The organism is Streptomyces sp. NPDC056580 (genome assembly GCF_042793175.1).
Taxonomy (GTDB): domain Bacteria; phylum Actinomycetota; class Actinomycetes; order Streptomycetales; family Streptomycetaceae; genus Streptomyces.
Genome location: NZ_JBHTVE010000003.1, coordinates 280791 through 299655, shown reverse-complemented (window position 1 = coordinate 299655; position 18865 = coordinate 280791). Strand labels below are relative to the sequence as shown.

Here is an 18865-nt window from a genome sequence, read left to right as displayed (position 1 = left end):
CTCCGTCACTGGGGCGGGTTGCCGTGCTTGCGGGCGGGGCGCTCGGCGTGTTTGGTGCGCAGCATCGCCAGCGCGCCGATCAGGACGCGGCGGGTGTCGGCCGGGTCGATCACGTCGTCGACCAGGCCGCGTTCGGCCGCGTAGTAGGGGTGCATCAGCTCGGCCTTGTACTCCTTGACCAGCTCCGCCCGCATCGCCTCGGGGTCGTCGGCCTCGGCGATCCGGCGGCGGAAGATGACGTTGGCCGCGCCCTCGGCGCCCATCACGGCGATCTCGTTGGTGGGCCAGGCGTAGGTGAGGTCGGCGCCGATCGACTGGGAGTCCATCACGATGTACGCACCTCCGTAGGCCTTGCGCAGGATCAGCGAGATCCTCGGCACGGTGGCGTCGCAGTAGGCGTACAGCAGCTTGGCGCCGTGCCGGATGATTCCACCGTGCTCCTGGTCGACGCCGGGCAGGAAGCCGGGTACGTCCAGCAGGGTGACGATCGGGATGCTGAACGCGTCGCACATCTGCACGAAGCGGGCGGCCTTCTCGGACGCCTCGATGTCCAGCACGCCCGCCAGCACCTGGGGCTGGTTGGCCACGATCCCGACGACCTGGCCGTCCATCCGGGCCAGCGCGCAGATGATGTTGCGCGCCCAGCGCTGGTGCACCTCCAGGTACTCGCCGTCGTCGACGAGCTCCTCCACCACCCTGGTCATGTCGTACGGGCGGTTGCCGTCGGCGGGCACCAGGTCGGCGAGGCTCTCGCAGCGCCGGCCGGCCGGATCGTCGCACGGCGCGGCGGGCGGGTTCTCGCGGTTGTTGCGGGGCAGGAGGGAGAGCAGGTAGCGCACCTCCTCCAGGCAGGTCTCCTCGTCGTCGTAGGCGAAGTGGCAGACGCCGGAGGTCTCGGCGTGCACGTCGGCGCCGCCGAGCCCGTTCTGGGTGATCTCCTCGCCGGTGACCGCCTTGACGACGTCCGGGCCGGTGATGAACATCTGCGAGGTCTCGCGGACCATGAAGACGAAGTCCGTCAGCGCCGGGCTGTAGGCGGCGCCGCCCGCGCACGGGCCGAGCATCACGGAGATCTGCGGGATGACACCGCTGGCCTTCGTGTTGCGCTGGAAGATGCCGCCGTAGCCGGCGAGGGCGGAGACGCCCTCCTGGATGCGGGCGCCCGCGCCGTCGTTGAGGGAGACCAGCGGCGCGCCGGCCGCGATGGCCATGTCCATGATCTTGTGGATCTTCGTGGCGTGGGCCTCGCCCAGCGCGCCGCCGAAGATCCGGAAGTCGTGGGCGTAGACGAAGACCGTGCGGCCCTCCACCGTGCCCCAGCCGGTCACGACACCGTCGGTGTACGGCTTCTTGGCCTCCAGGCCGAACCCGCTCGCCCGGTGCCGGCGCAGCGGCTCCACCTCCTGGAAGGAGCCCTCGTCGAGCAGCAGGCCGATCCGCTCGCGCACGGTGAGCTTGCCCTTGGCCTTCTGGGCGGCGGTCGCCTTCTCGCTCGGGCCGGCGAGCACGCGCTCGCGTATGCCGGCCAGTTCCTCGACCTGGGACCTCATGTCTCCCCCTCCGTGGGTAGGGGCGTGGTGGTTCCGTGATTCCACTCGCCCGTCGAGCGTGGCAATGCGGGCTGACCGGGGACTGACGGGCCGCTTACGCGGCGGCGCGGACGCGTCAGACCGGCTGGAGGCGGGCGCCGCCGGTCAGGGCGGGGTCGTGGGAGAGGATCGCGTGCTCGACGCGGCGCAGGGCGGGGGAGGGCTGGATGCCGAGTTCGTCGTCGAGGTGACGGCGCATCCGGTGGAAGACGTCGAGCGCGTCCGCCTGCCGTCCGGAGCCGTACAGGGCGACCATGAGCTGCTCGCAGAACCTCTCCCGCAGGGGGTGGTTGGTGTGCGCCTCGGCCAGCTCGGCGAGGACCGCGGCATGGCGGCCGAGCCGCAGTTCGGCGTCGAAGCGCAGTTCCATGGCGCGCATCCGGTACTCCTCGTAGCGGGCGCCCGCGAGCTGGCACAGGGTCCCGCCGGTGAACCCGCCGAAGACGGGGCCGCGCCACATGGCGAGCGCGTCGGCGAGCAGCCGCGCGGTGCGCGCCGCGTCGGCCGCGGTGGCCGACTCGGCCAGGCGTACGGCCCTGATGAACTCGGCCGCGTCCAGTTCGCCCTCGCCGACGCACAGCCGGTAGCCGGAAGGGTGCATCGTCAGCCGGGAGGACGGGCGGTCCGGCTCCAGTTCGCGCAGTCTGCGGCGCAGCCGGCTGACATGGGCCTGGAGGGCGTTGGCCTGGTGGTCGGGGACGGCGTCCCCCCACATCTCCTCGGCCAGCCCCTCCCCGGTCACCGGCTGGCCCTCGCTGACCAGCAGCGTCTGCACCAGCGTGCGCTGCAGATCACCGGAGATGTCCGCCGGGCCTTCGGCGGTGAGTATCTGCAGGGCGCCGAGAACGGAGAACCTCAGCATGTCTTCCCCCCTTTGGTGAAAATTCCTGGCGAAGGTTGTTTCTTTCTGGGGTGGTGCTGCGGTGAAAAGAACCGGGTGATGCAACGCGCCGCGCCCCGGCGGGCGTCTGCTTCCTGGACGTCCCGCCGGGGCGGTTGCTCCGCCGGGACGGGGGGCGGCCGGCGGTTCAGGGGCGTCCGGTGCCGTGCCGCCATTGGCGCGGCACCGGACGGGGGTGAAAGCGATCGGCGTGCCGGATCGGCGATTTCGTCATTCCCCCGTGCGGAATTCCGGACTGTGGCGGAGAGGGCAGGATTTGAACCTGCGCAGGCCGTCGCCGGCCCGACCTCGAGACGTGCTCCAGGTCCCCGATCAGCCACTCCGGGCACCTCTCCGTGTTTCCGGCCCGGTTTCCCGTGCCGTTCACGGGAACAACATTGGCACCCTGGGCTGACGGAATGCTGACACGCCTCTGACGCAGGCAATGAATTCCTTTCGGCCCTTTTCTCGGACGTCCTCTCGGTGCTGTACTCCTTTCGATGGAAAACGCTCCCGAAAGGGGTACGGGAATGACCGCCACCACCACCGAAACCGTCACGGACAACCCTGTTCTGGACGCCGTACGCGCGCACACCGCAAGTGAGAACCCGAGTGCGTTCCTCGCCCTCAACAGCGGAAACAGTACGTTCACCGTCCCGGGCGCGGACGGTGTGATCGTGTACCGCCGCACCGGCCGCTGGGCCGTCCAGCTCGGCGGCCCCTTCGCCGCCGAGGAGGACTACGGCACCCTGCTCGACGCCTTCCGCGGCCACGTCCGCGACGAGGGCCTGCGGCTCGTCGGCATCCAGCTCCAGCGCGCCGACGCCGAGCGCTACGCCCGGCTCGGCTTCACCGTCAACCAGGTCGGCGCGTCCTGGGCGGTGAGCCTCGGCGAGTTCACCCTGCGCGGCACCAAGTTCATGCAGCTGCGCAACAAGATCTCCCGCGCGCTGCGCAACGGCCTGCAGATCCAGGAGGTCGACGCCGCGGACGTGGCCGACGCCATCGCCACCATCGACCAGGCCTGGCTCGGCTCCAAGGGCGGCGCCCAGCAACTGGAGTTCCTCGTCGGCCAGATCGGCGGCGAGGCCCAGGCGCACCGCCGGCTGTTCGTCGGCACCATCGACGGCGCACCGGTCGCGTACATCTCGTACTCGCCGGTGTACGGCAGCCGGGCGGGCTGGATGCACGACCTCAGCCGCCGGATCCCCGAGGGCTCCCCGGGCCTGATGGAGGCCATCAACGCGCACGCCATCGAGGTGTTCCGGGCCGAGGGCGTCGAATGGCTGCACTTCGGTTTCACGCCGTTCACCGGCCTGGACGCCAGCCACGAACTCGACGGCCACAGCCCGGCGTTCCAGTGGCTGATGCACGCCCTGTGGGCCGAGGGCGCCGCCCTCTACCCGGCGCAGACCCAGCTTTCGTACAAGCAGAAGTGGGCCCCGGACCTGCTGATCCCGGAGTACGTGGCCTTCGACGGGCCGCAGGCCTCGCTGCCCGGCTTCGCGCACGTCTTCCGCGCCTGCAACGCCTTCTGACCCGCCACCGCGAACGACGAGAGGACACCGAGATGAGCCGGTCCACCGAGGAACTCCAGCACGCCACGGTCGAGCAGCTGATGGCCGTCATCGGCGCACCCGACGACGAGTCGGTCGCCGAGGCCGCCGACGCGGCCGTCCGCGCCCTCGACGAGCGGCTGCGCGCCGAGGCGGCCGCCTGAGCCGGCGCCGGGCGCGCCGGCGGACGCCGGCGCACACCCGGTCAGACCGGTATCAGTGCCACATCAGCGCTCCACGGAACGCTGGACACACGTTCGCCCGGCGGTCCGGACCGGGAGTACCGCACTGTGCTCCCGTCGCCGGGCCCGCCGGGCATAGCGGGGCCCTGCCGTCGCCCTCCGGGCGGACGCCGGGAGTACGGCGGCAGGGCCCATCCCGCGACACGCGGGAGCCTTGTCGACTCGCGGCGCCCGCAGGTCCGCGGGGCAGCGGCGCCGCCGCCCGATCCGGGCACTTCTCCCAAGGAGAGCAACGCATGCAGCGTCCGCACATACAAGAAGCCGCGGCCCTGGCCGCCGGTGGAGGCGCCGGCGCCGGACAGCGCACCGGTGCCTCGGCGACCTTCGCCGAGCTGCTCAAACGGGTCAAGGCCGAAGGCCTGCTGGACCTCGACCCCCGGTACTACGTGGGCAGGCTGGCCCTCAACACCGTCCTGCTGCTGATCGGGTTCGCCGCCTTCTTCGAACTGGGCGACTCCTGGTGGCAGCTCCTCACGGCCGTGTGGATGGGCCTGTGCGGCGGCCAGTCGGCGTTCATGTGGCACGACGCCGGCCACAAGGCGATGTTCCGCAGCAAGAAGGCCGCCTCCGCGGTCGGATACGTCCACGCCAACCTGGTCAACGGGGTCAGCTACGGCTGGTGGGTCAACCACCACAACCGGCACCACAGCAACCCCAACCACCTGGACATGGACCCGGACATCGGCCGGCGCACCGCCATCTTCGACATCAAGCAGTACCCGACCCGCAAGGGCACCCAGAAGTTCGTCGTGCGCTACCAGAGCGTGCTGTTCTTCGTGCTGCTCGTGCTGGAGGGCTTCAAGATGCTCAGGACGGCCGTCCTGTCCATCGTCCAGGGCAAGACCAAGCGGCCCGCGCTGGAGACGTTCCTGATCGTGCTGCGCACCGCCGTCTACCTCGGTCTCGCCTTCACCGTCCTGTCCCCGGCGCTCGCGGTCGCCTTCATCGTGGTCCAGCACGCCGCTCTGGGTGTCTACTTCGGAATGATCTTCGCCCCGAACCACAAGGGCATGCAGGTGCGCGACGGCGAGGCGGAGACCCTGGACTGGCTGGAGCGCCAGGTGCTCACCTCCCGCAACATCCGGCCCAACTGGCTGGTCGACTTCCTCTACGGCGGGCTCAACTACCAGGTCGAGCACCACCTGTTCCCGGCGATGCCGCAGAAGAACCTGGGGCGCGCCCGGGAGCTGACCATGGCGTACTGCGCCGAGCGCGGAGTGCCCTACCACGAGGTCGGGTTCTGGGCCTCGTACCGCGAGGTCGCCTCCTTCCTGCACGAGGTCAGCGCACCGGTGCGGCGCGGTGACGTGGAGGAGCAGATCCGGCGCCGGGCGATGGAAGCGGCCTGAGTCCGGCCGGCGACCCCCCACCCCCACTTCCCCCACGCGCACACCCCCGCATCCCTTCCCCCACGCCCCGGCCCCCGGGCCGCACGCCCGGGCCCGTCGGCGGCCCGGGCGGTTCCCTTCCCGGGAGCGACGCACCACCGGTCCCCAGGAGTTTCGTAAGGAGCCAGCCCCATGTCCCAGACCACCGCGGCGGTGGGTGACGTCACCGCTCCCGCCCCGATCGGCGCCCGCCTGGACCGCATGCCGATCACTCCCCTGCACCGCAGACTCACCGCGGTCATCGGCATCGGCCTGTTCTTCGACACCTTCGAGAACAACCTCTCGGGCACCATCGCCAAGGTGCTGCAGAGCGACTTCGCCTTCGGCGCCACCTCGCTCAAACTCGTCCTGGCCTCCGTGTTCGTCGGCCAGTTCATCGGATCCCTGACGCTCGGCCGGATCGCGGACCGGTTCGGCCGGCGCCGGGCCTTCCTGATCAACCTCGCCATCTACTCCGTCTTCTCGCTGCTCGGCGCGTTCTCCCCGAACGCCACCTGGCTGATCGTCACCCGCTTCCTGGCCGGTGTCGGCATCGGCGCCGAGCAGGCCCTGTCCGACTGCTACCTGGCCGACGTCCTGCCGGCGCGCAAGCGCGGCCGGTTCATCGCGTGGGCATACACCCTCGCCTTCTGCGGAGTGCCCGCGGTGGGCTTCGCCGCGCTGTGGCTGGTGCCGCTGACCCCGCTGGGCGTGGCCGGCTGGCGCTGGCTGTTCGTGCTCGGCGCGCTCGGCTCGGCCGTCGTGTGGGTACTGCGCCGGCAGCTCATCGAGTCCCCGCGCTGGCTGGCCGCGGCCGGCCGCACCGACGAGGCGGACCGGCTGGTGTCCCGGATGGAGGCGGAGGCCGCGGGCCGCGGACTGGTCCTCGAGGAGCCCGCGCCGGCCGCACCGGAGCCGGCCGCCGGGACCTCCCGGCTGCGGGACGTGCTGCGCCCCGGCATGCTCCGCCGGACCCTCGTGCTGTGGCTGTTCTGCGTGCTGTCGGTCGTCGGCTACTACGGCTTCGGCACGCTCGCCCCGCAGATCGTCGCCGCCAAGGGCTACGGCATCGTCGCCGGGCTCGGCTTCACCGCGCTGTCCTTCCTCGGCTATCCGGTGGGCTCCGCGCTCGTCCTGCCCGTGGTGGACCGCCTGGAGCGGCGCACCCTGGTCGCCCTCTCGGCGGGCGCGATGGTCGTGGCCGGACTCGGCTTCGCCTACGCCGGCTCGGCCGCGGCGATCGTGGTCTGCGGGTTCGCCTACACCCTGTTCAGCAACGTCTTCTCCAGCGTCAGCCATGTCTACCTGTCCGAGCAGTACCCCACCGAGATCCGTGCCACCGCCTCGGGCGCCGCCTACTCGCTGTCCAAACTCAGCGCCGCCGCACTGCCGTTCGTGCTGCTGCCGGTCCTCGAGGGGCACGGCGCGGGCGCCCTGTTCAGTGTCATCGCCGCCGCCATGGCCGTCCTCGCCGTCACCGTGCTGACCCTCGGCGAGCGCACCACCGGCGTCCCGGTCAAGTGAACGTGTCCGTCAATCCGAGGAGTTGAGCATGGCCTACGTCATCGGACTGCCCTGCGTCGACGTCAAGGACCGCTCCTGCGTCGACGAGTGCCCCGTGGACTGCATCTACGAGGGGCGCCGCGCCCTGTACATCCATCCCGAGGAATGCGTCGACTGCGGAGCCTGCGAACCGGTCTGCCCGGTCGACGCCATCTACTTCCAGGACGACCTGCCCGAGGAGTGGGGCGAGGACCACGCGGCGTCCAACGCCGCCTTCTTCGCCGGTATCGGCTCGCCCGGCGGGGGCGCCGCCCTCGGCCCCCAGGACCACGACTCGCCGCTGGTCGGCGCGCTGCCGAAGGGGGTGTCGGTGGCATGAGCGGCATCCTCGCCGGCAAGCGGATCCTGGTCACCGGCGTCGTCACGGACGCCTCCATCGCCTTCCACGTGGCCCGTATCGCGCAGGAGGAGGGCGCCGAGGTCCTGCTGACCGGCTTCGGCAGGCTCTCCCTGATCGAGCGGTTCGCCAGCAGGCTCCCCAAGCCCGCACCCGTCATCGAGCTGGACGTCACCGACCAGGGACACCTGGACAGCCTCGCCGAGCGGATCGGCGAGCACACCGACTCCCTCGACGGCGTCGTGCACTCCATCGCCTACGGCCCCCAGGGCGCCTTCTCCTTCCTCGACGGCACCTGGGACGACGTGTCGACGGCCGTGCAGGTCTCGGCGTACTCCCTGAAGTCGCTGACCACTTCCTGCCTGCCGCTGCTCGAACGGCGCGGCGGCTCGGTCGTCGGGCTCACCTTCGACGCGGCCGTCGCCTGGCCGCACTACGACTGGATGGGCGTCGCCAAGGCCGCCCTGGAGTCCACCAGCCGCTACCTGGCCCGGGACCTCGGCGGTCGCGGCGTCCGCTGCAACCTCGTGGCCGCGGGGCCGCTGCGCTCCATGGCCGCCAAGTCCATCCCGGGCTTCGCGGAACTGGCCGACGTGTGGACCACCCACCGTGCCCCGGCGGGCTGGGACCTCACCGACCCCGAGCCGGCCGCACGCGGTGTGGTGGCGCTGCTGTCGGACTTCTTCCCGCGGACCACGGGCGAGATCGTGCACGTGGACGGCGGGGTGCACATGATGGGCGCCTGAACGCACCGGAAAGGGGGCGGGAGCCGAGGCCAGGACCTCGGCTCCCGCCCCCTTCGCGTGCGTCCGGGGCCGGTACGGCGGACCAGGCCCTACTCGGTGGCCCCGCCCGGCAGGATCCGCCGGAAGCCGGTGTACGGCACCAGCGCCTCGGGCAGCACCACGGAGCCGTCGTCCCGCACGCCCTGCTCCAGCAGCGCGGCCACCGTCCGCCCGACCGGCAGCGCCGAGCCGTTCAGCGTGGCCGCCGGCGTCTTGCGGCCGTCGGCGCGCTTCACCCGGATGTCGGCGCGGCGGGCCTGGAAGGTGCCGCAGTCCGACACCGAGGAGATCTCCCGATACGCGCCGCCGCCGGGCAGCCACACCTCGATGTCGTACGTCATCCGCGCCGAGAAGCCCATGTCGCCGGCCGGCAGCAGGACCGTGCGGAAGGACAGTTCCAGCCGGCGCAGGCACTCCTCGGCGTGGCCCACCATCAGCTCCAGCTGCTCCTGCGCCTGTTCCGGCGCGCAGATCCGCACCAGCTCCACCTTCTCGAACTGGTGCAGCCGCAGCACGCCCCGGGTGTCCCGGCCGTAGGCCCCCGCCTCCGCGCGGAAGCAGGGGGTGCGGGCGGTGAAGGCGTACGGCAGCGTGCGCGCGTCCAGGAGCTGCCCGGCCACCAGGTTGGTCAGCGGCACCTCGGCGGTCGGGATCAGGAACAGCTCCCGGTCCGCGACCTTCGTGCGGAACAGGTCCTCCTCGAACTTGGGGAGCTGCCCCGTGCCGGTCATGGTGTCCCGGCTGACCAGGAACGGCACCGACTGCTCGGTGTAGCCGTGCTCGCCGGTGTGCAGGTCGAGGAAGAAGTCGCCGAGGGCCCGCTCCAGGCGCGCGCCGGCGCCGTGCGCGACGGCGAACCGGGCGCCGGACAGCCGGGCCGCCGCGGCGGAGTCCAGGATGCCGAGCGCCTCGCCGATCTCGGCGTGGTGCCGGGCCCCGGCCGCCGGGCGCGGGTCCGGACCGCCGCGCCGCACCTCCACCGCCTCCTTCTCCGAGTCGCCGTCCGGTACGGCGTCCAGGGGCAGGTTGGGGATGCCGAGCAGCAGCTCGGTCAGTCCGGCGGCCGCGGTGCGCGCGGTGGCCTCGGCCCGCTGCACCTCGGCCCGCAGCGCGCGGGCGGCCTCCTTCTCCGCCTCGGTGGGCGGGCCCGAACGGCGGACCTTGGCGGTGCGGTTCAGCTCGGTGCGCAGCCGGGTCACCTCCGACTGCGCGGCCGAGCGGGCGCGCAGCGCGGTGCCGAGGGCGTCCAGGTCGAGGTCGTGGCGGCGGCGGGCCAGGCGCCGTACGGCGACCTCGCCGGCCTCGATCAGCTCACTGGGATCGTGCATGACGGTCTCCTGACAGGACGGGGGAAGGGGCCGGGACGGGGGCGGCGGTGTGCCGGGTGCCGAGCAGGCGGTAGCGCACGGGGTGCGCCGATCGCAGCCGGGCGGCGTACAGCAGGCCGCCCGCGGCGACCAGCGGCAGCAGCCAGGGCAGCGCGGCGATCACCGCGGACGGGGAGCCGGTGAGCATGTCGAAGTTGCCGACCACCAGCCACACCGAGGCGGCCAGGCCGGCGAATCCCAGCAGCGGGGCGACGGTCTCCCGCCACCAGTGCCCGCCGCCGGTGCGCAGCCGCAGCCCGAGCACGGACAGCGCGGCCAGCGCCTGCAGGGCGACGATGCCCAGGGTGCCGAGGCCGAGCATGCTGGTCGTCAGGTCGGCGTACGGGTCGAGCCCCGCGACGGCGAAGCCGGCCACGACCACCGCGGTCAGCGCGCTCTGCGCGAGGCTGGCCCGGTGCGGGGAGCGGTACCGGGAGTGCTCCGCGGCCAGCGCGCCCGGCAGCAGGCCGTCCTCGGCGAGCACCTGGGCGTACCGTCCGGCGGCGCTGTGCAGGGCCAGCGTCGCCGCGAACAGGCTGGTGCACAGCAGGATCTGCAGCCCGGTGCTGCCCGCCTTGCCGAGGAAGTCGTCACCGAGGACGAAGAACAGGTCGCCCATCTGCTTGCCCGCGACCTCGCGCACCCGGTCGCTGCCGACCGCGCCGACCGCCAGCCAGCTGGTGAGCGCGTAGAACCCGGCGATCAGGACGACGGCCACATAGGTGGCGCGCGGCACGCTGCGCCGCGGGTCCTTCGCCTCCTTGCCGTAGAGCGCGGCCGACTCGAAGCCGATGAAGGAGACGAACGCGAACATCAGAGAGACCCCGACGCCGTGCCCGGCCGCGGTGTGCGGGGAGAAGGACGCGGTGGGCAGCGCGTGCAGTCCGTGCCGGACGAGGATGGCGACGTCCAGCGCGGCCAGCACCCCGATCTCGCCGAGCATCAGCAGGGCCAGCACCCGGGCGCTGAGCGCGATCTCCCGGTAGCCGAGCACCGCCATCAGCACCAGCCCGACGGCCGCGCACCACTGCCACGACACGGTCAGCCCGTGGGCGGCCAGCACCAGTTGGGTGAAGTAGCCGAGGGCGCCCGCCAGGCCGATGGTGGCGCAGTTGTAGGAGAGCAGGGCGACGTAGCCGGCGGCGACCGCGGGCGGGCGGCCGAGCCCGTCGGCGACGGAGGCGTAGAAGCCGCCGGAGCCGCCGGTGCGGCGGGCGCTGACCGCGTACCCCACCGAGAAGCACAGCAGGGTGACACCGGCGAACAGGAAGGCCGCCGGCACACCGGCCCCGTCACCGAAGGCGAAGGCGAGCGGGACGGTGCCGACCATGGCGGACAGCGGGGCGGCGGCGGCGACGATCAGGAAGAGGATGTGCCCGGTACCGAGCCGGCCGGACGGGGGCGGGGAACCACTGGAGGACATGACGACTCCGAGACAGGGGAGAGGGACGGGGACAGCCGCCCGCCGGGAGTTCTCGGCGGACGGCTGCTGTGACGTGCCGGGCGGACAGGACCCGGCGGCGCCTACGCGGGGGCGATGGCCAGGGCCGTGTTCTGCCCGCCGAACCCCAGCGAGTTGCTCAGTGCCAGGTCGATCGGCATCGACGTGACGGTCTGGGCCAGCTTGATCTCGATCCGCGGGTCCGGCATGACCAGGCCCGCGACGGGCGGGATGACCTCGTGCTCGACGCTGAGCACGGCGAACGCGGCCTCGACCGCGCCGGCGGCGCCCAGCAGGTGACCGGTGACTCCCTTCGTGGACGTGACCAGCGGGTCCCCGCGCAGGGTCCGCTGGATCATGCGGGCCTCCGACAGGTCGTTCAACGGGGTCGAAGTCCCATGGGCGTTGACGTGCTGCACGTCGTCCGGATCGGCTCCCGCGTCGGCCAGGGCCGCGCGTACCGCCGCCTCGATGCCGGTGCCGTCCGGGTGGGGCGACGTCATGTGGTGGGCGTCGGCGGTGGCGCCGTAGCCGATGATCCGGCCGTGCACGTGGGCGCCGCGGGCCCTCGCGTCCGCGACCCGTTCCATCACGAGGATCCCGGCGCCCTCCCCGGCCACGAAGCCGTCCCGGTCGACGTCGAACGGGCGGGAGGCGGACGCGGGGTCGTCGTGCCGCTTCGACAGCGCGCCCATCTGGGCGAACCCGGCCATGACCAGTGGGGTGATCATGGCCTCGCTGCCGCCCGCGAGGACGATGTCGCAGCGGCCGAGGGCGAGCAGGTCCCGGGCGGTCCCGATGGCGGTCGCGCCCGAGGCGCAGGCGGTGGCCACCACCAGGTTGGGCCCGGTCGCCCCGAACTCGATGGCCGTCTGACCGGCCAGCATGTTCGGGAGCTGCATGGGCAGCAGCAGCGGCGACACCCGGTCGGCGCCCTGCTCGCGCAGCACGTGGTGCTGCTCCTCGACGGTGCCCGGACCGCCGTCGGCGCAGCCCAGCACCACGCCCACCCGTGCGCCGTCCCAGGTCCGCGGGTCCAGACCCGCGTCGGCCACCGCCTCGTGGGCGGCGACCAGCGCGAACTGCACGAACCGGTCCAGTCGATGGGCGCGCCGCGCACTGAGCAGCGTCTCGGGGTCGAAGCCGGGCACCCGGCAGGAGATCTGTACGGGGTTGTTCGCCAGTACCGGATCGAGGGCCGCGGCCGGCCTGCCGTCGCAGACCGCCGCCCAGCTCGGCCCGACCCCGATGCCGCCGGGGGTGACCAGACCGAGTCCGGTGACGGCGATGTCCATGCCGGCCATCAGACCGTCGCGCTCCGCTCCTCCATCAGCCGGACCATGTCGGCCACGGTCTCGGCCTCCAGGAGGTCGTCGTCGCTGATGTCCAGGTCCAGCTCGGACTTCAGCAGCAGCGACAGCTCCACCACGGCGAGCGAGTCCAGCTCGATGTCCTCCCGGGAGGCCTCCGGAGTGATCGACTCGGGCGACACCTTGAGCTTGTTGGACAGGATTTCCTTGAGCTGCTCCAGCATGTCGGTTCCTTTCGAAGGCGTACGCACCCCGCGTACCGCTGAATTCGGTATGAGTTACTGACGGTCGGTCAGATGGTCTGCAGCTCCGGCCAGACGACGGTGCCCGCGCCCCAGGCCAGCCCGCCGCCGAACGCGGTGAGCAGCACCCGGTGTCCGGCGGCGAGCCGGCCCTCTGCGGTGGCCTCGGCGAGCAGCAGCGGGATCGAGGCGGCACCGGTGTTGCCGACCCGGTCGATGTTGCTCAACTGCCGGTCCTCGGGCAGCCCGAGGCGTTTGGCCACCGCTTCGAGGATCCGGGCGTTGGCCTGGTGTGCGGCGAAACGGTCGACGTCCTCCAGACGCCACCCGGCACGTTCGGCGGCCTCGGTGGAGACGGAGGTCATCCGCTCCACCGCGTGCCGGTAGGTCTCCCGGCCCAGCATCTGGAAGTACCGGTCCGCCGGGTCGACCGGCCGGTCGGTGGAACGCTGCCGCGAACCGCCGGCCGGCACCTCGATCAGATGGCTCAGCTCGCCGTCGCTGCCGAGCACCAGCGGGCCGATCGCACCGGGCTCGTCGGCGGAGCCGGCCCGCAGCACCACCGCGCCCGCGCCGTCGGCGAAGATCACGGCGGTGGTGCGGTCCTCGGGGTTGATGATCGTGGTGAAGGCGTCCGCGGCGATCAGCAGCACGCTGTCCGCCACCCCGGCCGCGATGAGCCCGGCGGCCGACGCAAGCCCGTACAGGAAGCCCGAGCAGACGGCCGCCACGTCGAAGGCGGGCACCTGCCCGAGCCCCAGCCGGGCCGCCACCTGCGGCGCGGTCGCCGGGCAGGGCTGGTCGGGGGTGGTGGTGGCCAGCACCACCGCCCCGACCTGCTCGTCGCCCGCCGACTTCAGCGCCCTCAGGCCCGCCTCCACCGCCAGGTCGCCGGTGGAGGTGCCGGGGGAGATGAAGCACCGCTCGACGATCCCGGTGCGGGAGCGGATCCACGCGTCGGAGGTGTCGAGCCGCTTGGACAGGTCGTCGTTGGTCACCACGTTGGGCGGGACGTACGAGCCGATGCCCGTGATGACCGCGGCCCGCCCGGTGCTCATGCGCCGGCCTCCGAGGCGAGGACCTCCACCGGGAGGCCCATGTACTCCATGCGGACCTCGGCCATCTCGTCGGTCCACTGCTCGGCCATGTCGTAGCGCTGCTCGGCGGTGGTGTCGAGCAGCCGCACGCCCGGCCACACCTCGTAGTCGCCGATCTTGTCGGCGTGCTCGAACATGCCCTGCTGGAACAGCTCCTCGCGGTGGATGACGAACTCCCGGTCCGGGATCTCGTCCCACAGCTTCACGCCCGAGCGCAGGATCTCCAGCAGCCGCGGCTTGTACTCCGGGTGCGCGATCACGTGGTCGCGCAGAATGGTGCTGGCCACGGTGAGATGGCGGATCTCGTCGATCGCGGTGCCCCGCGAGATCTCACCGGTCGCCGGGGACAGCGGGGTCCACTTGCGCTCGCTCAGCTCGGCGGCGGGGGCGAGCACACCCTCGATGATGATGGCGAACACCGCGACGCCGCCGGGGAAGTCGGCCTTGTCGCGCACGATGTCCAGGGTGAAGTCCACCACCGGGTCCAGGACCCGCTTGCGGTAGTCCCGGGCCATCTCGTCGATGTCCTTGAGCAGGGTGCCCGCCGGGATGCCCAGGTCCACCAGGTGCTGCCGGAAGACCCGGGCGTGCCGGGCCTCGTCGATCAGCTGGGTGGCGTAGAACTCCATCTCGGGGATGCCGGGCGCGATCGCCACGTAGTGGCCGAGCAGCCGGGTGGCCAGCTCCTCCGCCAGCGCGCGGAAGCCGAACTCCAGCACCAGCGCCTCGCGCAGCGGGCCGGGCGCCTTCAGGAAGTCGGGCGTGATCGCGTTCTCGTGGTGGCCGGTCACCCCGCGGTCGCGCAGGGTTCCCTGGGCCACCGAGGTGATCCAGTAGGCGAGGTCGCACTCCTCGGGGCCGAGGGTGAGCTCCTTCGCGCCGTCGAGCAGACCGGGCGCCTTGTCCCAGTCCGCCTCGGGGGCAACGGGTGCGGTCATGATGCGGCGGCCTCCTTCGCCGGGCGCAGGGAGCCGGCGTACAGCCCGCCGGCGTAGCTGAACAGCGGCAGACCCTGGTCGGCCGTGGCGCGTACGACATGGCCGAGCAGCAGTTCGCTGTCGCCCGCGGCGTGCGCGGAGTGGAACCGGCAGACGTAGTGCGCGAGGGCGCCCGCGATCAGCGGGGCGTGCGCGTACCGGTCCGCCGTCCAGGCCAGGCCCGCGAAGGCCGCGTCGCCGTCCGGGCGGCCGCTGTGCGCGAACCGCCGGGCCACGTCGGCCTGCTCGCCGCCGAGCACGTTGATCGCGAACCGGCCCTCGGCGGCGGCCAGCCGGGCGAACGACGAGCCGGCCCGCAGCACCACGCCCACCAGCAGCGGTGAGCGCGATACGAGGGTGACCGTGCTGGCGGTGGTGCCGTGCATCCGGTCCTCGGGACCGGTGGTCAGCACCGACACCGGGGACGCCAGGTGGTACAGCGCCCGGCGGCGCTCGGCCGGGTCCTGGCGGACCGGCCGGGCGGCGCGCACATCGGTCGCGGTGGTCATCACACGGCCTCCGTCTCCCGGACGACCGGCCGCGCCGGGACGTGGCCGACCGGCTCCGGGTCCATGGCGTGCCCGACCGGCTTGGGGTGGGGCAGGCCCAGGTCGTCCAGCAGCCGCAGGTAGCCCTGCTGGCGCACCGGCTCGAAGGGCAGCGCGAAGGACTTCATGAAGTTGCCGAACAGGCCGCGGTCGCCGAACAGGTGGAACGGCAGCACCAGCAGCGCCCACTCCGGCTTGACCAGCCAGCACCACAGCGCGGCCACCACGCCCTGCGTGATGAGGCTGTGCATGACGTTGTAGAGGACGTAGTAGGCCTTGTGGATCGGCCGGCCCCCGCTCTTGCGGAAGGCGATGGCGCCGGGGATGTAGCCGATCAGGTCGATGTAGAGGAACAGTCCGATCGCCGGCAGCCAGCGGATGTCGCCGAAGTGGTAGACGATCAGTCCGGTGGTGACGGCGAGGCCCACCAGGTACTCGGCGCGGTGCAGCGAGTACGTGCGCGGTGTCTCGAAGGGGTTCGCCTGGTCCATGGTCAGCTCCTCGCGAGGGTCCTAGGCGCCGACCGCGGCGGGTTCGGTGAGTTCGATGCCGCCCTGGATGCGCACACCCGGGAACAGGCCGGTCAGCGCCCAGGCGACGGTCTCCTTGATGACCCGCTCGGCGATCGGGTCGAGGATGCCCTCCAGGCTCGGGATGCCGAAGTCGAATTCGGCGTCGAAGCGGACGGTGACGTCGTCCCCGGCCTGCTGGACGGACCAGGTCCCGGAGAAGGAGTCGAAGTCGCCGTCGGACTGCTCGAAGCGGATCTCGCCGCTCTCCGGCAGCACCGTGTCGTCCTCGGTCCAGCGCAGCAGGCCGCTGCGGAAGTGCAGCTCCCAGCTGGAGGAGGCCTTGGGGTCGGGGTAGGAGGCGTGCACGGTGGTCGCGTTGACGTGGGGCGCCAGGTCCGGGAAGCGCTCCCAGCGCCGTACGGCGTGCAGGACCGTTTCGGCCTGCTCCGCGGGTATCAGGGCATCGAGTTCGACGTGCCGCACGATCAGTTACCGCCTTCCGGCATTTTGGCCGCGCCCTTGATCAGGTCGCGGGTGGCCAGGTCGAAGGAGTCGACGAGGAAGTCCACGTCGGTGTCGTCCAGCACGGCGGGCGGGGTGAACCGCACCACCGAGCTGCCGTTCATGGAGTGGTTGGCGACCACGCCGTGGTTGAACAGCTCGATCAGCAGCTCGCCGGCCAGTCCGGCCTCGACGAGCTCCACGCCGATGAGCAGGCCCCGGCCGCGCACGTCCACGACCAGCTCGGGGATGTTGCGGTGGGCGACCTCCGCGATCCGCGGCAGCAGCCGGGCGCCGAGGTCCATGGCGCGGGTGACCAGGCGCTCCTCCTTGACCGCCCGGATCGCGCCCTGCACCGCCGCCATCAGCACCGGCTGGCCGGAGAAGGTGGCGGTGTGGACGTAGGGGTCCTTGTCGAAGGGGCGGAACGCCTTGCGGGTGGCGACGGCCGCCGACACCGGCATCACCCCGCCGCCGAGCGCCTTGCCGGTGAGCAGGACGTCCGGGACGACGCCCTCGACGTCGGCGCCCCACCACTCGCCGAGGCGTCCGAAGCCGGACTGCACCTCGTCGAGGATGAGGAAGCCCTCGTACTCCCGGACCAGTTCCTCGACCCGCTTGAGGTAGCCCTTCGGCGGGATGATGACCCCGCCCTCGCCCTGAACCGGCTCGAGGATCACGCAGACCTCGCCGGGGTGGGCCCTCAGCTCCTCCTCCAGGGCGTCGGCGTCGCCGAAGGGCAGGTGCTGGAAGTCGGGGACGAGCGGGCGGAACGGCGCCTGGTAGACGTCCTTGGCGGTCGCCGACAGGGCGCCCAGGGTCTTGCCGTGGTAGCCGCCGCGCATCGAGATCGTCCGCTTGAACCCGTTCGCGCGGGCCAGCTTCAGGCCCGTCTCCACCGCCTCGGCGCCGGACAGCGCGAAGTGCACGCGGTCGAGACCGGGCGGCAGCACGGAGACCAGGGACTCGGCGGCCCGGGCCACCGTCGGCTCCAGCAGGATGCGGGTCGCGGTGGGGTGGGTGCGCAGCTGGCGCTCCACCTCCTCCATGACGATCGGGTGGCGGGCGCCCATGATGAACACGCCGTAGCCGCCGGCGTTCAGGAAGCGCTCGCCGTCGCTGGTGGTGAGCCAGGCGCCCTCGGACGCCGTCTCCATGTGGCTGCCGAACAGCTCGGCGAGCGTGGCGCGGCCCTTGCTGAGGTGGGCCCGGTAGAGGTTGAGGATGTCCGCCTCGTCGTCGGCGGCGGAGGCCGGCGCCGGTGCCGGGGCGTCCTGGATGACGGTCACGTGTCGCTCACTCCAAGGGTGTGGGTGGTTCACAACGTCGGTGGGGTGCCGCGGCCGGGTACCGCGCGACCGTGCCGCGGGGATCCGCGGCCGCCCGCCCGGCTCGTCCGGCCGGGCGCTACGCCAGGACCAGCGGTCCCCCGTCGAAGTACGCGAGCAGCGGCTCCGCGGCGGCGAGCCGGGACGGCGGGTGGAAGGCGAGGGCGCGGGTCGCCGCGGCCACCTGGGCGCTCGCCGGGTTCACGATGAAGTCCAGGCCGCCGAGCAGCTCCAGCGCCCGCGCCACGATGTCCGGCAGCGCGTTCTGCACGGCGTACCGGGCGACCAGCACCCGGGCCACCGACTCCTCGTCGCCGGGCTCGTGGCCGGTGCCGCGGGCCACGCCCTCCAGCAGCGCGAGGGCCGCCTCCATGTCCACGGCGAGCGCGGCCCGGTCACCGGCGCTGCCCCGCCGCCGCTCCAGCACCTGCTCCACCAGGGCGGCGGCAGCGCCCGCGTACCCGGCGGAGATCAGCATCTCGAACCAGACGAAGCCGGCCGACTGCAGGTCGTCGAGGCGGGTCGGGTCGTCGGCGCCTGCCCGGACGACCATGTCCGCGGGGACGAACACGTCCTCCAGGCGCACCTCGTCGCTCTCCGCGCCGGCCAGCAGGTCGTTGCCCCAGAACGCGTGCACGGACAGCCCCGGCGCGTCGGCCGGCACCAGCGCGAGCGCCAGCTCCGGCTCGCCGCCGTCCTCGCCGTGGATGGCGATGGACGCGGTGAGCAGGCTCATCGAACGGGCCAGGCTGCACGGCTTCTTGGAGCCGGACAGCAGGAAGCCGCCCTCGACGGGCCGCGCGGTCACGGCCGGCTTGAGGATGTTCTGCGCGGTGCGGCCCTCGGCCCAGCCGGAGGCCATCACCTGCTGGTCGGGGACGATCCGGTGCAGCAGTTCGGTCTGCGCGCCGGTGAGCCGGCCGTCCTTGACCGCCAGCGAGTACAGCATCGCGGCGGTGAAGTGGTGCATGGAAACGGCCGCGACCAGCGACGGGGACAGCGCGCCGAGCGCGAGCTGCACCCGCAGCGCCTCCAGCGGGGCGGCGCCGTGGCCGCCGTAGCTCTCGGGTATGAGCAGGCCCACGCCGCCGTGGATGCGGAACAGGTCGATCACCGGGCTGCCGGGCTGCTCCCGCTCGGCGTACGGGATCTGCTCCAGCTCCTTGAGCAGTCCGGGATGGAACCGCTCGCACACGGTCCGGGCAGCATCGAGGGAACGCACG

Annotated in this window: 19 protein-coding genes and 1 tRNA gene; 6 read left to right on the top strand and 14 right to left on the bottom strand. The window is 72.4% G+C overall.

What is annotated here, in order from left to right:
- Positions 1-5 precede the first annotated feature (5 nt).
- The 3 genes from ACFQ9Z_RS08005 to ACFQ9Z_RS07995 form a co-directional block, all read right to left on the bottom strand.
- Positions 6-1550, bottom strand: a complete 1545-nt coding sequence (locus tag ACFQ9Z_RS08005; protein WP_383012577.1) for an acyl-CoA carboxylase subunit beta — start codon at positions 1548-1550, stop codon at positions 6-8.
- A gap of 115 nt (positions 1551-1665) precedes the next feature.
- The gene (locus ACFQ9Z_RS08000) at positions 1666-2451 is read right to left on the bottom strand and encodes a BTAD domain-containing putative transcriptional regulator (RefSeq protein WP_383012574.1); all 786 of its coding nucleotides are present in this window, start codon (positions 2449-2451) and stop codon (positions 1666-1668) included.
- Between the two features lie 277 nt (positions 2452-2728).
- Positions 2729-2825 (bottom strand) — tRNA-OTHER (locus ACFQ9Z_RS07995).
- Positions 2826-2999: 174 nt separating this feature from the next.
- Between ACFQ9Z_RS07995 and ACFQ9Z_RS07990 the strand changes: the two genes are divergently transcribed.
- From ACFQ9Z_RS07990 to fabI, 6 genes are all read left to right on the top strand, one after another.
- Positions 3000-4007 (top strand): DUF2156 domain-containing protein, encoded by a 1008-nt coding sequence (locus tag ACFQ9Z_RS07990; RefSeq protein WP_383012571.1) that lies wholly within the window; start codon positions 3000-3002, stop codon positions 4005-4007.
- Between the two features lie 32 nt (positions 4008-4039).
- Positions 4040-4189 carry a hypothetical protein gene (locus ACFQ9Z_RS07985; protein WP_174266240.1) on the top strand — a complete coding sequence of 50 codons (150 nt, stop codon included), beginning with the start codon at positions 4040-4042 and terminating at the stop codon, positions 4187-4189.
- Positions 4190-4503: 314 nt separating this feature from the next.
- Positions 4504-5616, top strand: coding sequence for a fatty acid desaturase family protein (locus ACFQ9Z_RS07980; RefSeq protein WP_383012566.1), 1113 nt, complete (start codon positions 4504-4506; stop codon positions 5614-5616).
- A gap of 171 nt (positions 5617-5787) precedes the next feature.
- Positions 5788-7158, top strand: coding sequence for an MFS transporter (locus ACFQ9Z_RS07975; RefSeq protein ID WP_383012562.1), 1371 nt, complete (start codon positions 5788-5790; stop codon positions 7156-7158).
- 28 nt (positions 7159-7186) lie between these two features.
- Complete coding sequence (fdxA, locus tag ACFQ9Z_RS07970; RefSeq protein WP_360668459.1) at positions 7187-7516, top strand: ferredoxin; 330 nt, start codon at positions 7187-7189, stop codon at positions 7514-7516.
- Positions 7513-8280 carry an enoyl-ACP reductase FabI gene (gene fabI / locus ACFQ9Z_RS07965; protein ID WP_383012558.1) on the top strand — a complete coding sequence of 256 codons (768 nt, stop codon included), beginning with the start codon at positions 7513-7515 and terminating at the stop codon, positions 8278-8280. Before fdxA ends, fabI begins: the two co-directional genes overlap by 4 nt.
- 89 nt (positions 8281-8369) lie before the next feature.
- On the opposite strand, the gene serS is transcribed toward fabI, so the two are convergent.
- The 11 genes from serS to ACFQ9Z_RS07910 all read right to left on the bottom strand — a co-directional run bounded on the left by serS (position 8370) and on the right by ACFQ9Z_RS07910 (position 18864).
- Complete coding sequence (gene serS / locus ACFQ9Z_RS07960; RefSeq protein ID WP_383012555.1) at positions 8370-9647, bottom strand: serine--tRNA ligase; 1278 nt, start codon at positions 9645-9647, stop codon at positions 8370-8372.
- Positions 9631-11109, bottom strand: a complete 1479-nt coding sequence (locus ACFQ9Z_RS07955) for an APC family permease (RefSeq protein WP_383012551.1) — start codon at positions 11107-11109, stop codon at positions 9631-9633. Before ACFQ9Z_RS07955 ends, serS begins: the two co-directional genes overlap by 17 nt.
- A gap of 101 nt (positions 11110-11210) precedes the next feature.
- Positions 11211-12431: a beta-ketoacyl synthase gene (locus ACFQ9Z_RS07950; protein ID WP_143630784.1), complete on the bottom strand. Its 1221-nt coding sequence runs from the start codon at positions 12429-12431 to the stop codon at positions 11211-11213.
- Positions 12431-12661: a phosphopantetheine-binding protein gene (locus ACFQ9Z_RS07945; RefSeq protein ID WP_143630783.1), complete on the bottom strand. Its 231-nt coding sequence runs from the start codon at positions 12659-12661 to the stop codon at positions 12431-12433. Before ACFQ9Z_RS07945 ends, ACFQ9Z_RS07950 begins: the two co-directional genes overlap by 1 nt.
- Positions 12662-12729: 68 nt before the next feature.
- On the bottom strand, positions 12730-13737 hold the full coding sequence (locus ACFQ9Z_RS07940) for a beta-ketoacyl-ACP synthase III (protein WP_383012543.1): 1008 nt from the start codon (positions 13735-13737) through the stop codon (positions 12730-12732).
- Positions 13734-14714, bottom strand: a complete 981-nt coding sequence (locus ACFQ9Z_RS07935; protein WP_383012540.1) for a VlmB-like protein — start codon at positions 14712-14714, stop codon at positions 13734-13736. The genes ACFQ9Z_RS07940 and ACFQ9Z_RS07935 overlap by 4 nt, the downstream gene beginning before the upstream one ends.
- Positions 14711-15262 (bottom strand): flavin reductase family protein, encoded by a 552-nt coding sequence (locus ACFQ9Z_RS07930; protein ID WP_383012537.1) that lies wholly within the window; start codon positions 15260-15262, stop codon positions 14711-14713. The genes ACFQ9Z_RS07935 and ACFQ9Z_RS07930 overlap by 4 nt, the downstream gene beginning before the upstream one ends.
- Positions 15262-15792 (bottom strand): hypothetical protein, encoded by a 531-nt coding sequence (locus tag ACFQ9Z_RS07925; RefSeq protein ID WP_383012534.1) that lies wholly within the window; start codon positions 15790-15792, stop codon positions 15262-15264. The genes ACFQ9Z_RS07930 and ACFQ9Z_RS07925 overlap by 1 nt, the downstream gene beginning before the upstream one ends.
- A gap of 21 nt (positions 15793-15813) precedes the next feature.
- Positions 15814-16296 (bottom strand): type II toxin-antitoxin system RatA family toxin, encoded by a 483-nt coding sequence (locus ACFQ9Z_RS07920; protein ID WP_143630778.1) that lies wholly within the window; start codon positions 16294-16296, stop codon positions 15814-15816.
- Positions 16297-16298: 2 nt separating this feature from the next.
- On the bottom strand, positions 16299-17603 hold the full coding sequence (locus ACFQ9Z_RS07915; RefSeq protein WP_383012531.1) for an aspartate aminotransferase family protein: 1305 nt from the start codon (positions 17601-17603) through the stop codon (positions 16299-16301).
- Positions 17604-17721: 118 nt separating this feature from the next.
- Entirely contained in the window at positions 17722-18864 is a 1143-nt protein-coding gene (locus ACFQ9Z_RS07910) for an acyl-CoA dehydrogenase (RefSeq protein WP_383012528.1), read from the bottom strand.
- Position 18865: the final 1 nt, after the last annotated feature.